4 protein-coding genes are annotated in these 14438 nt (G+C 62.2%); 3 read left to right on the forward strand and 1 reads right to left on the reverse strand.

The genetic code is table 11. The features are described 5' to 3' along the window. The first annotated feature begins 30 nt into the window (after nt 1–30). The 3 genes from ACOYXG_RS14800 (at nt 31) to ACOYXG_RS14810 (ending at nt 1701) form a co-directional block, all read left to right on the forward strand. A complete protein-coding gene (locus tag ACOYXG_RS14800) occupies nt 31–978 on the forward strand; it encodes a SphA family protein (RefSeq protein WP_460352479.1) in 948 nt (315 codons plus the stop codon). A gap of 254 nt (nt 979–1232) precedes the next feature. After that, nucleotides 1233–1427 (forward strand): type II toxin-antitoxin system RelB family antitoxin, encoded by a 195-nt coding sequence (relB, locus tag ACOYXG_RS14805; protein WP_095136765.1) that lies wholly within the window; start codon nt 1233–1235, stop codon nt 1425–1427. Continuing rightward, the gene (locus tag ACOYXG_RS14810; RefSeq protein ID WP_460358471.1) at nt 1360–1701 is read left to right on the forward strand and encodes a type II toxin-antitoxin system RelE/ParE family toxin; all 342 of its coding nucleotides are present in this window, start codon (nt 1360–1362) and stop codon (nt 1699–1701) included. The genes relB and ACOYXG_RS14810 overlap by 68 nt, the downstream gene beginning before the upstream one ends. A 48-nt stretch (nt 1702–1749) precedes the next feature. On the opposite strand, the gene ACOYXG_RS14815 is transcribed toward ACOYXG_RS14810, so the two are convergent. Then, entirely contained in the window at nt 1750–14247 is a 12498-nt protein-coding gene (locus tag ACOYXG_RS14815) for a filamentous haemagglutinin family protein (RefSeq protein WP_460352481.1), read from the reverse strand. Nucleotides 14248–14438 lie beyond the last annotated feature (191 nt).

Genomic DNA, 14438 nt, shown 5'->3' on the forward strand with positions numbered 1-14438 from the left:
CGTCCCACCACAATAATAATGAGGACAGCCATGAGCCCGAACCGCGCCACTTTCCCCTTACGCCTGGCACTGACTTTGCTCGGTTGCACCGCGTCCCTGCCGGCCCTGGCCACCGAAGCCGGCGTCGACAACATCGGCCCCGGCACCGACGGGTTCTTCATGCTGCCGCTGGAAGTCGACAGCCTTCCGCAGAACATGGTCGCGTTCAACCTCTACTACAACCATTACAAGTCGACGAAGCTCAACATCAGTTCGTTGGGCGGCAAGGTGCCGAATGTCGAAATCGAATCCACGGCGGTGATCCCGCGTATTGACTACCTGAGCCCGGTGCGCGTGTTCGGCGGACGCTTGGCCGGCTACATCGCCCAGCCCTGGCTCAAGCAGGAAGTCTCGGTATTCGGTCTCAGCGATACCCGCGAAGGAATGGGCGACACCACGATTGCGCCGATCATCCTGTGGGACATGGGCAAGAACCTGACCCTGGGTGCTGCCGTGGAGATCACCGTACCCACCGGCGAATACAGCGTCGATCGGCTGGCCAACACCAGCAACAATTTCTACACCTACAAGCCGCTGTTTTCCTTCACCTGGCTGCCGACCGACAAGACCGAAGTGTCGATGAAGACCACCTACAGCTTCAATGAGAAAAACAAGGACACCGACTACAAGTCCGGGCAGATCTTCCACTTCGATTACTCGGCCAGCTACAAGATCACCGACGATGTGATGCTCGGCCTTAACGGCTATTACCTCAAGCAGACCACCGACGACAAACAGTACGGCCACACCGTGCAATTCGCCGGGCAGGATGTGGATGACGGCGTGCGCGGCCAGGTATTCGCGATCGGCCCGGCGTTGCATTTCACCTTTCTCAAATACGCCAGCGCGGAGATTCGCTGGGCCAAGGAGTTTGACGTGGAGAACCGGCCGGAGGGGGAAATGTTGTGGGCGAAGGTGAGTATTCCGTATGCGTTCTGAGTGCATTTGTAGGAAGGTGCGCGCGGATTTGTAGGCTGGAAACCTGAAAAACAGAGTGGAGGAATAGGCCTACAACAGCGGTCGAGATTGCCGGACAACGGAGGGAAACGTCCGGCAGACTCCAAAGGGGCGCTTGCAGATACTGGGCTTCGTCATCCCATGGTTCTTCGAGAGCTCATGGGGTACATCGTCTGCCAGTGACGACAATGGGCCATTCCCCCCTTAAACTGCTGAGATTGATCACGGAGATCACTATGAGCTTATTACTTTCCCCGTTTTACTCTGACTTCGAATCCGAAGAAGAGGCAGAGAGCTACGATCGCTGGTTTCGTGCCAAGGTACAGGAGGCACTCGATGACCCCAGCCCTGGCATTCCCCATGATGAAGCTATGGCAATGCTTGACCAGATGCTGGAAGAGATGCGCAGGAAGCGCCGCGCTGCTGCTTGAATGGAGCGCTCAAGCTCTGAACGATCTGGCTGACATTATCGATTACGTTGAACAATACAACTCCAACGCTTCCGTGGCTCTACAGCACAAGGTTGGTGCAGCAACGCAAAGGCTTTCATCAATCCCCTATGGTTACCGGGCCGGTCGAGTGCCAGGCACTCGGGAAATGGTGGTCAATCCGAACTATCTGCTGGTCTATCGAGTGAACGGGCGCATCAAAATACTGACGTTAGTCCACACCCGACGACAATACCCACGAACCTCATCAACATAAAAAAAGGGCGACCAAAAGGCCGCCCGAAGCGTACTACACGAGAGTCTTTTACAACGTCAGCTGCCCGCGTTCCTCCTCAGTCAACTGCTGCTTCGCCTGTTCATCCAATGCCCCCGCACCCAGCACCTGCACCGGGCTGTTCGGGTTATACCCCGACGTAGGCGCACGACTGGCACCATCACGGCTCGGCGCCAGTTGTTCGTTGCCGAAGCTCAGCACCTGCACAGTGAACACCGACGCCTGGTTCTGCCGCGCTGCTGCTTGCTGCTGACGCGCCACGTCCTCAGCGGCCTGGGTGGCTGAAGAGGCAGCGGAGCTTGCCGAGGTGATCGCCCCGGTGTTCACCGCAGCCACCACCGGTACGCCACTGGTCTTGCCTTGCACGGCGATGTTGGCGGCGTTGACCACGGTCAGCGCGGCGATGTTGACGTTGCCCGAGACACGAATGCCAGCCTCGCCCGCATCAATGGTGCCCAGCGGCGCGATCAGGTCGATGTCACCCGGCGCCACTTCGGCAATCGGGTTAAGGGTGGCGATACCCGCACCGGTGCTCGGCACCGAAGGCGACAGGGTTACATTGCCCCAAGTGTCGTAAACCCGTTTCGGCGGGGTGTAGACCACAGTGGTTTTCGAGCCGCGACCGGCGTTGATGTCGCCCTCGGCCGACCAGCCGAGGATCGAGCCGCCGAAGGTGGTCATGATCCGGCTCTGCCCCAGCAGAATGCTGCCCTGCGAGTAGAGCTGAATGTTGCCCGCCCCCTGCGTAATGATCCCTGCCGTGGACGGTGGCGCCGCGCCTTCGATGCCGAACACCTGACCACCACCCGGCGTGAGCATCTGGATATCGCCGCCGAACAGCGTCTTGACCCCTGCTCCGCCATACAGCGTGATGTCGCCGTCGTAACGCAGCGGATTGCCCGCCACATCGGTGCTCGGGAACAGTGCGGCAATGGCGTTGCGACCGCGCAGATAACTGCCTTTGCGCGGACCGTCAGCGTCGTTGTATTCCAGGCCGCCGGCGCGCAGTTCGGCGAAGTACACCTGGCGCGCAAAGATCGCCTGCTCGGCACTTGGCAGCGCGGTATAGAACGCCTGTGCCTGCTCTGCGTTGCCGCTGAAGCCGTAACCTAGGGTCAGCCAGCTCTGCAACTCGTCGAGGTAGGTCTTGACCACTTTGCCCGGCTGGCCGTTGAGAGAGGCATTCGGATCAGCAAGGTTTTGCGGGTTCAGGTAACGGGCGATGAACCTTGTGTAATCCGGCCCCTGCGCGCCCACGCCCGCCTGCAATACCACGCTGGCACCAGGCCGCAGATCCCCGGCCACTATCGAGCCGAGACTGGTGATGCTGGCGCGGTTTTCCATCAGGATGTTGCGCCCGGCATTGATATCCAGCGTTCCAGGTCCGGCGATATCGAAGCTGCTGTAGAGAATGTCGCGGCCCGCCGAGACGCGCGATACATCTCGCAGGTCATTGTGGACGAACAGGTTGCCGGTGGAAAAAATGTCCTCCTTGCCGCTACTCATTTCCACTGTCGGCACGGCCGCAGGCTGCCCCAGGGCAGTGCCAGAGGCAACGATGTCGCGTCCGGCGATCATCCACACAGGCCCCGCCGCTTCGTACCAGGTGCGTCTGGAAGTGGAAAAGCTCAACGTTTCGCCACTGCGAATGCCCACCAGGTCCCCCGTCAGCGCATAGAATCGCGCCGGCCCCTGTACGTCGTTCGATCCCGAGTAGCTGTTGGGACCATAGGCAAACAGCGGATATCGCACGTTGCCCTCTGCCGCCACGCCATCGTCGCTGTAGTTGGTGCGCAGCGGTTTTCCGGCGTTGCTGTTGGTGTAAGCATTGAATGCCGGGTTGAACGGGGTAGCCACGGCCATCGGGCTGGCCCCCGACTGGTTGATCGCATAGCCACCGGCGTAGATAGAGTCACCTGCCAGCAGTTCAAGCTGCCCCGACTTCGACGGCGCCAGAAGCAGTGAGTAACCTTGCAGCGGGTAGTTGTTTACGCCAATGAATGTCGCGGATGGCCCTGCATAAACGGACCCTTGGCCCGCCACCGCGCGCAGAATCGATGGGTAGACAAATCGGCCGTCGGTAGGTGAGGTATTGCGGCCCGTGATCAGGCCGTTGGATGTACTGAATTCTGCTATCTGTGTGCCCGGCGTCAGGTTCCCGCCAGCCGAGAACAGATCGATTGCCGTGTGGTCAGTCCACAATGAAAAGCCACTGAGGATACCGCCCTGCTCAACGCTTGCGTCGGCCGCCATGATCGGGCTGGCATTCATCAGACTCACTCGCCCAGGATCCGCGGCACCGCCCAACACCAGATCACCGCGGCTGCTCAGGCTCATGCCCGAGTCACCCGGAATCAGCACCACGCCTCCGGAAGCACTACCGGTGGTCGAGGTAAACGGATCAAGTGCGCGGGTTTCCCGAAGATCATTGAACACGGCGCCGGCGCCGTACTGCAGGTTGATGCCGCCGAGTGCTCCACCCGTCATGTGTGCCGCGCCGCGCAGGTTGATCAGCGCGCCCTGCAGATCATGATTCGGTTGGCCGAAGCCGGTTTCTCCGGCTCGCGCTTGCAGCGAAGGGTTGAGCGTGCCGCCGATACGAATGTCCATGTCACCACCACCGGTCATCTGCACACTGCCATCGCTGGCGACTCGACCGGTGCTGCCTACCGCGACGATCAGCCCCTGACCACGCGGGTAGTTAACGGCATCGCCTACCGGTTTGAGCATGCCGGCATCACCACCAGCCCGCAGGCTGATATTGCCACCGCCCAAGGTACCGAAACCGGTGAAACCCACCAGGTAGGGTTCAGTGTTGATCACCCGATCTGAGTTCATTTGGGTGGAATAACTGCCGAAGTTGATCCACCAGGCCGTGGGCACATCCGGGTTTCCCGTGCCTTGACGCCACAGCCAGTTGCCCACTGCCACACTGGCCATCTGCTCGCGGAACCCGCTCGCTGTCGATTGGGCTTTCGTCCCGACCGAATCACCGGAAACCGAGCCACCGGCATTGATTGTCAGGTTGCCCCCCATCTGCGGATACCAGGCCTGATAGAGGCTGTCGCTGCCGCCGTCGACCCATTTTTCATAAGCGGCACCGGCCGTACCCAACACCGAATCGTTATCCGAAAGATGCCCGCGCGGCTGGTTATAGAGCGGGTCGATATTCGCTGATTGGGTGCCGGCGGTGTACACGCCGAACGGTGAATCCATGCTCAGATTGCCGGCGGCGATCAGGTCGAGATCACCCGTGCCGGTGCGCAGAACACTGAACATCTGCATATGAGCCTTGGCCGTTTTCCCGGGATTGTTGCCGATGCACAGTTCCGGCTGCAGATCACAAATGAATTGGGCCTCCTCGGGAACCGGTTCGTAGTCCGGCCCCATTCCACTGCCTGGCGCCCAGACCCAACGGGCCATGGGTACGCACAAGTCGGCAATCTGCTGGCAGTACTCGAGCATGTCATCAGGGACCGGCTCGTAGGGCGTAAAGAAGGGATTATCCGGAGCCCAGACCAGCTTGCCCGCCGCCGTGGTGATGTTGACGCCGTAATGACTGTCCGCCAGCCGCAGATTGCCTTCCGGGGTCAGCGGTTTGACCGCACGACTATCGGCCGCAGCCAGATCTGCACCGGCGACCACGCGCATCGACCACGACGCACTGCCCGACGGCAGCATGCTGGCCAGCGCCCAGTTCTTGCCCTGTTGTGTGCCGTTGAACGGGCGCAACTCGATCAGCGAAGTGCCTTCGGCGAGCTTCACATCGGTCATCGACGGAATCAGCGAACCGCGCAACAAGGCCAGCTCGCCCTTTAATTTCACCCCGGAGGAGGTCGTCAGATCTGCATCGTAAACGCTGGGTAACGGCACACCCTTGGGCCAGTTCATCGCGTGCAGGGCGGTGGCCTTGTTCAAGCGAATGCCGGCCCCCAGGCGTGTGTCGGCAGGCAACGTCACGCTGTCGCTGAGCAGCGTACCGGCGGCGTACAGCAGATGACCGTTGCTGTCGTGGATCGCCCCCGCCAGCACGGTGCCGGCGCTGAAGGTATACGCCTCGTTCAGCACAGCTTGAGTCGGCAGCAACGTGCCACTGGCCAGAACCGCTGGTTGAATCATCACGTCGTAATTGAGTGTCGCCCCCAGCGGAAACTGCGTGCCCTCGGCCAGCGTCACTCCACTGCCCGGCACGATCAGATCGCCGCCGAACGGCTGCACACCGGCAATCAGTTTCCACCCGGCGTCATCCTGGGTTTCCGGTGGCGGCGCGAAGCCGTCGTTGATGCTGCCGTAAATATCGAGGTTGCCACCGGCGCGGATTATCAGGCTACCGGCCTCACCGGAACCGTACACCGACGGATTCAATTGCGTGTGCGGATTGAGGCTGGCATAGCGATAACCTGAAAGGTCCAGATCACCCTCCACCACCAGATCACCGTCAGCCGTCTTGCTGGCGATCTCCACACCAGGTCGCAAGTGGAACGCATCGGCATACGTGGCGTTATTCAACCCGGCGAGTTTGCGTTGCAGCAGATCATTGTTGCCCAGTGCGGCGTTGATAAAGTCAGTGCTGTCGCCGTGAATGCGTTCGAGCATGGCTTGATCGATGATTTGATACGGCCGGCCACTGACTGCCTGATCGACACCCTCGCGGGCATCGGTATAGCGGCGCAAACCGTTGAGGCCGATGGAGCGTGCACCCTGAATGGTCAACGCACCGCTGGCGTCGATGGCGATGTCATTGCTGCCCAGACGCGGCGCGTTCAGCTCCAGCGTGCCGTGCAGCATTCCATCGTGTTGTCCGGCAAGGAAACCGGGCACGGCATCGGTGCCGTGGCGCAGATCGATGCGCGCGCCGCTGCCCAGCGTGAGCAAGCCATCACCGGAACTGAGTTCGACCGTGGCGCGGTTCGGCGCATCGATGATCTTGCCGTAGCTGTCGACCCGCAGCACGCGACCATGGGCATCGAGCACGCTGCTGCCAGTCAGCGTCAGGCCATTTTTCGCCGACAGACGAATGCTGCCGACTCGTTCGCCGCTGGCATCGATCAGACCGGTCGCCGTCAGGCTGCCATTGTCCACCGACACATTGATCTCACCAGCCTTGAGACCGTCGCCGATCACCAGATTGCCTTGCTTGAGTTGCAGGCTGCGGCTGCCGTACACCTGCCCGGCGTTCAGACGCTGATTGAGCGCGGCGAATTGCTCGGTGGCGTCACCTCCCAGGCGCTGCGCGCGAATGTCCACGCCACCGGCTTTGTACGGCACCAACGTGCCCCCGGCGTCGTAGTAACCGCTGCTGCCGCCGACAATCTCGCCTTGCAGATCGACCATCCCGGCCGCATCGGCCAGAGCGACGACGCTGAGGTTACCGGCCTGATTGTTCTTCGCCGACAGGTCGATCCGCGAGCCCGCAGCCTGACGGATATTGCCGTTGGCGCTGTACAGCGAGACATCGCCGCCCCAGCTGTATTTGCTGACATCGTTGAACGGCAAGGTACGTCCGGCCAAGTCCAGCACCGCACCATTGCCCAGCGTCAAATCGCCCTCGGACTTGACGGTCAGCTTGCCGCTGGCCAAGGCGATACGGCTGTCGAGCACGACATCGCGGGCTTCAAGATTCAACTCCGCACCCAAAGCATTCGCCACCCCGGCAGCCCCGGCGCCGCTGAGCGTCAGGCTGTTGCCGGCCTTGAGCAGGCTGACCGATGCCGCCTCACCGGTGAGCAACGGCGTGCGCAGGTTCAGATTGCCGCCGCTGTAGCGGTAACCCGTGAGCGGATCGTAGGCGCCCTGCTCCTGATACACCGCCAGGCTGCCCTTGTGATTGGCGGTGATGCGCTCGCTGGCGCTCAGGTTGACGTTGGCAAAACCCAGCGCCAGACGATTGTTCTGATCCAGTCCGCTGGCCTGAGGCATCGGGCCGTAACCCAGTTCGATCCGCTGGGCCTGAATATCCAGCGTGCCACTGCCGGTGCCCGCGCCGCCCGTGATGACTGCGCCCGGGCTCTGGGTAGCGCCGTTCCAGATCAGGTTGGCAGTACGAATGCTCGCCACATCGTTGGCATCGCCCAGACCGTAGATCGCCGGGGTGACCAGCACCAGGTTCTGCAGTTTGCTCTGACCGGTCTGTGGATCGATCGTGTCGAGGCTGACGCTGCCGTAGAAATTGAAGGCGTCGCGAGTGGTCAGGCTCAGGGTTTCCAGGGCCGGCGCGGCAAACTGCGTATCACCGCGCAGCAAGCGGTCGAGTACGTTCTGGTTGAGCGTGAGGCCGGCGGGTACGCGGCTGCCCGCCCCTGCAAGTGCTTGGGCGCTGCCGGCATTGACCGAGCCGACCGACAGTGCGAGATGACGGGTGCCGAAACGCACCGCCTCACCGAGTTCAAACTGGTTATCCGTGGCGGCAGTGATGCTTCCGTTCGAATACAGCAGGGCCGGATTGTTGCACGCACTCGCTGCGCAAGTGCCGATCCGGATGCTGCCCGCGCCGCTGATGCCGCTGGCCGCTTCCGGCGCCAGCACATTGGTCCAGCCGTTGGAAACGACCAACAGGCTGGAACCTTTCGGCTCATAAACGTAACCGGCCAGCGAGTCGTAGGCCACGTTGCCACGCCCCAGCGTATTGATCCCGCCTCCCGCCTCGACCGTGATGCCGCCAAGCGTTGACGTGGTACGCAGCAAAACCTGCGGCGCAGACAGAATCGCCCCTTCACGCAAGACAATACTTTCACTCGCGCCCAGGAAGCCGATGATGTTAGCGGTCGTGTTGTACAAGACATTCGGCATCGCACCGATGGTCAGCCGCCCCGCGTTGAGGCTGTTGAGCGTGTCGACGTACAGCGACACACCGTTGAAACCCGGTGTCGATGCACGGCCCGCACCCAGTATCTCGAAGCTGCTCCCGGCGTTGCCGCCACGTACCACCGCTGTGCCGGCCATGCCGCCCTCGGCAGCCTCGAACAGCGTGCGCCCGTTGAACTGCAAAGCGATGTCTTGCTTGCCGCCGGAGGCCAGGCGCAGATCCAGTGTCTTGCCGTCCATGGGTGCCAGCGCACGCGGCACACCGCGCCGGGCGGCGTCGCTCTGGATGAATCGAGAGAAACCGGTTTCGTTGTACTGCGAGTAACGACGCAACACATCGGCTGACGTGAGAATCAACTGACTGGCCAGGCTGTCACGCAGGCCGGTATTGGCAATCGACATCTGCCCGCTGCTGGTCCATGAACCATTGCGCAGTGGCAACGCCCCCGTTGTCACGCCGGGTGCTGCCTGACCGTTTACCTCAACCCGGAACGCACCAGGCATCAGGGCAAACGTTGACGGCAACAGTGTGTAAGTACCCGCCGCCAACCCCGGCACACCGGCGCCAATAGTGATCTGCTGGCCAATGCGCGGATCGCCCGCACCCGCTTCGGCCAGCATCGGCGCGTAGCTGCTCTGGTTGCCGGGCACGATGGCATACACCGGGTTGCTCGCCAGCCCCGGCAGGCTGAAGGTGCCGTCAGTCGCAGTGCGCACCAGCGGGTTGAAACGTGCATCGGTGGAACCCCCGCGACCGGAGACGAAACCGGCGCCACGCAGATCGCCACCGCCGGACAGGTCGATGACCGCACCGCTTTGCACATCGGCGAACTGCGTGCCGATCGACACGCCCGATGTTTCGCCGGAGATGCCGCTGAGCACCACGGATTTGCCGTTATAGCGATAGTCGATACCGTCCGTGGTGCCGCCGTACGGCATGACCAGGCCAGCGCCGCTGACCGAGGTCAAGCTGCCCGGCAAGAGGCGAACCTCGTGAGTGGTGCCGAGCAAATCGTCACCCAATACGATCTTGCCCAGCGGTGCACGCAAGACACCGCCCTGTTCGATGTACGCGGCGGAAAAAATCAGCTTTCCGAATGCCGAGTACGGCACCGCAGTCGGTGCCGCGCCGTGGCCGCTGATCCGCAAGGTGTGTTCGGAAACCGGGACGGCGCCCTGATAACCGGCACGCACCTCAGCCTGAATGCCGGTGGCGGGATAGATCTGCGCCGCACCGAGGTTCAAGTCGCCCGGCGTCCACAGCCTGGTTTTCTCCGCACCATCATTCGGCGCGAGGAAGCGCAGGTCGCCGCTGCTGTCGAGGCTCACCAGACCGAAAGCCCGACGGCTGTATTCAACGGCCGGCGCCTGCCGTTGCAGGATCGAACCCTGAGTCCCGAAGGACAGGCCATTGCTCACATCCAACAGGTTCGCGGAGGCATTGAACGTTGCATCGGACGATCGGGCCGTCGGGCCAGGGAGCAACCGTGGGCGCATCATGTTGAAGCCGGCGAAGTAGGTGCCCACACCCGACAGGCGCAGGTACGGAGCACTCAAGTCGATCCGTGCCGTGCCTTTGGAATTCTCGGCGAGAGACAGCGCTGCGGCGAAGAGACTGAGGCTTTGATTCATGCGCAGATTGACGTCACCGTCAAACGACAACAGACCGTTGCTCAGCAGGCTGAGATTGTCGAAACCGCCCGTCATCAAGCCATCGGCACTCAGACGGGCTTGACCGTAACGCAAGCCATCGGCGCCTTCGCCGGGTTGCAGGTTCGCGGGCAGCAGCTCGTTTTCTGCCGCTTGACCAATGATCATTTCCCTCGGCGAGCGCACCGCGTTGCTCGCCGAATCGGAATACAACGGCGTCTCCAGCGCCAGTTCCAGACGACCACCGGCCGCCCCGACGCCACCCGCCGCCGCACGCAAGTTGCCTTCAACGAAAAGACCGTTATAAGAACTCAAACTGATGCGCCCGCCGTCCGTTGCGATACGCGTCGGGCCTTGACCGGCGATATCCAGAACGGCCTCGGTGCCCGAGGCATCCAGCCGCGCGCCCGGACGTACAATCACGTAGGCATCGGCAGCCGTGGCGGTTGCCAGTTTCGAATCGATCTCGCCGCCGATGATGAGGCTGCCGCCCTTGCCGACCTGCCCGTAAGTGCGGCCCAGGGTGTCGGTCGCCGTATTGGCACGCCCGGCGACATCCAGCACGGCCTGCTCGCCGATCCAGATCGAGCGGTCATGTGCGTTCGGATCCGCCGCTTGAATCGAGGTGGCCGGCTGGATCGAGCCGAATTGTTGCTGACGAATATCGATCGTGCCGCCCCACGCATTCAGTTCACCATCGACGGTGATCTGCCCGGCACCACGCAGCTTGATGCTCTGCCCCGGGTCGACGCTGATGCGCGAGCCACGGCCCAGGGTCAGCGAGCTGTTGGCTGCGTCTATCAGCCCGACCAGCGTCGCGCCACCTTGCAAGGTCAGGCTGGCGCCGGCGCGTTGGGTCAGCACGCCCTTGGTCGGGTTTTCCTGGAACAGCGTCGGTGACCACAGTTCCAGCGCCGTTCGCGGATCGGCGCCACTGACCTGGTTGGGTGCCGCATCACCGAAACGGTACACCGGCAGGGTCACATCAATCGCGGCGCCTTCGGCAACGTCGAGCCCGTTGAGACCGATCAGGTTGTAGGCGGAGAACCCCTTGCCGAACAGGTCAGTGGACAGTTGCAGGGTATTGTCTGCCAGGGCTTTATCCGTCTGGCCGACGAGAATCCTGTTGGCCTGCACCGTCAAGGTGCCGCCGCCCGTGACGCCGTAACCGCGCAGTTCGCCATTGAGGTTCAGATGCGATGTGCCCGGCGCGGAAATGGCACTGGACTCCAGCGTCAGATCACCGCCCTTGCCGCCCCGGGTCTTGCCATTGGCGAGTATGGCGCCACCGGAAGAAACGTCGAGCAGGCTGCCGGCAGCGACGTCGATATCACCGCTGCTGCGGATCGATATCAGGCCACCGTTCAGATACGCGAGGCTGGCGTTATCGTCCGGGTTGGTGCGCAGGTTGCTCCACAGCCCTCGGGTGTCGAGATGCACGCCCTCGACGATGCGGGTTTGCGTGGTTTTGTCGGCTTGGGCCGCCAGGCGAGTGTCGGTGTTTGCGCCACCATTGAACTGATTGAGTACGTTGCCCAGACGCAGACTGCCACCGCGAGCGGTCAGGTCGGCGCCGATCTGAACATCCGGGGAATACAGGGTGATGTCGCCACCGTTATCGACCGTCAGCGCACCGTCAACGGCGATCTGATCCTTGGCCGAAACCTTGAGTGCACCGAGGCGGAATCCGTTGAGCTGATCGTTATCGAGATACAGCTTGCCTTTGGGGGCATCGGACACCACGCCGGTCAAGTCCGGATCGTTGCCAGCGACCGGACGCGCGCCACCGATCTGCACCTGATCGAGCAATGGATCGAGGGTGTAGAGCAGGCCATTCGACGCCGCGACGAAGGTCGGGTCATAACTGCCGACGATCAATTGCGCCCGCCGGGCCAGCGCGGTCTGGCTCTGCTCATAGCCATCGAGCACCGGTTTCGGCGCCTGATTCTGCCGTTCGCCCTCATACACCTCGCCGATCATTTGCCCGTCGAGCACGGCGTTGGCCGTGGCGATCACCAGTTGTCCGGCATCGCGGCCCACGGTGTAACCCGACTCGAAACGCGAGCGCGGGGCAATCAGCGGGCTGTAGTAATAACTGGTCTGGCCCCAGCGTTGGCTGCTGTCTTCATAGCCTTTGTACAGGCCGCTGTAGAGCAGGTCCCCCGGCGCGCGCGACACTTCATACAACTTGCCGTCGGCGCCACGCAGCCAGCTCTGGCGGATCTCGCCGCTCTGCACATCCAGAGTGCCGCCGGACAGGTTGATCAACGAACCTTTTTCCGTGACCACGTCGTTGCCGGCAAAACTCACCGTGCCGCCCTGAGCCATCCATTCGCCGACGCTGTGGCCCTGAGTGCCGAGATAACCACCGACTTCCAACAGGCCACCGGCGGTGTACCAGCGATCCGTGGCGTAGCCGTTGGTGCCGGCCGGTACATACACCAGATCGCGCACATCGACCCAGATGTCATTGCTGTTGAGCGCGCCCTTTTCGCGGTTGACCGAGGCATCGCGCTGCTCGTTGCCTTGCACGTTGATCTTGATGCTGTTGTTTTTCATTGCCACTTTGACGCCGAGGGCACCGGATACATCGATCATCGCGCCGTCGCGCACCAGGCTGCGGCGTTGTGCATTGACCGCGACCTGGCCGCCGGTGGCCAGGGTGATCGAGCCGTTCTGGAACTCGACACTGCCGCCGCTCTGAATCTCGACGCGTGACTGATCGCCACGGATCCGGTTGTTGGCCGTGACGCCCGTCAGCGCGGCCTGATGCTGGCTGTCGAGGGCGGTCAGGTCACTGCTGTCGAGCATGATGGCCGTGGCACTGCCCTGTCCCAGCGTCACGCTGTCGTTAGCATCGGTGCTCGGGTTGGAGAGGTGAATCGTGCCCCGCGTCGCCACTGACGTGCTGGCGAGCAATACGCCGTTTTGCACTACTTCGTGACCAGTCAGAGTGATGTCGCCGGTGGCAGACTGGATCAGTCCGTTGTTAGTGACTTTGCCCGCAACGGCACCGGCCTTGAAGCCCGGAATGACTTCGCTGCCGAATGTGGTGGACAGCGCATTGCCTTCGGTGCCCGAGCCTTTGCGGATGTAGAAACGGTCGCCGGCGGCCAATACGGTCTGGCCCTTGGCGGAGTTGATGCTGCCGTCGTTCTGCACTTCGCTGCCGAGCAGCAACGCATATCCCCCGGCAGCGGTAGACGATGCCGGCTTGTGGGTGTCGATGGAGGCACCGCGTTCCACCAACACCTTGCCGGCGGCATCGGTGAACGTCGGCTGAGTGCCGGTGCTGTCGAAATACAGACCCCGATCGCGAAACTGGATATCGGTGATGTTGGCGGCAGCGGCCACCAGGTTGCGCACGTTGACCTGACTGCTGCCGCTGAACACGATCCCATTACGGTTGATCAGCATCACCGTGCCGTTGCCCTTGATCTGACCTTGAATCTGGCTGGCCCGGGCATTCGGGTCGTTGACGCGGTTTAGCACCGCCCAGTTCGACTGCTGGGCGAAATCGACCGTGGTATTGCGACCGACGTTGAAGGTTTCCCAGTTGAGAATAGCCTTGTCGGCGGTCTGCTCGATTGTCACTGTGGTTTTGCCATCGACCTGGGTCTGCTGCGGGCCCTTCGCGTTCTGCCAACCCTGGGTCAGGCTGTTATCGACTTTCAAGCCACCCTCGCCCAGGCCGTCCGGCACGAACTGCACCGTGCCCAACGCAGCAGCGCGTCCGGCCGCCTGCGCCGCTTGTTGCGCAGCAATCGCGGCAACCGTGTTGTTCAAAGTCTGAATCGAGCGCTGCAACTGCGCATTGGCTTTTTGCTGCTGGGCCAATGGCGGTGTCATCCCCGGCAGCCCACCCACGCTCGGACGCGCCGCTGCGGCCTGCTGCGCCGCACCCTTGGCGGCAAACCAGCTAGAACTGAACGCCGTCTGCGCTTGCGCGCTACCCGCCACCAGACATAACGCCACCGCGTGCGCCAATGGCTTGAGCAGCCACAGCGCCGGCTCCACGGCATCACGCTGGAAGGACTGGACGTGGGTACGACGACGGGATGGGCGAGCGAGCATCACTACGAGATCCTTTTTTGATTGCCACATATGGCCGCAGGCGCGCAAAAACCTGCTGTTACGACATAGGCCGTTGGCGAGAGGCGCGACCGAACGGATGTCACACAAACTTCATGTTCGGCGTGTATTCGAGCCAAAAAAAATGACGGCAACCCGAAGGTTGCCGTCATCGGTGTTACGACCGCGCGAGC

The sequence above is a fragment of the Pseudomonas sp. G3-39 genome, from assembly GCF_054790485.1.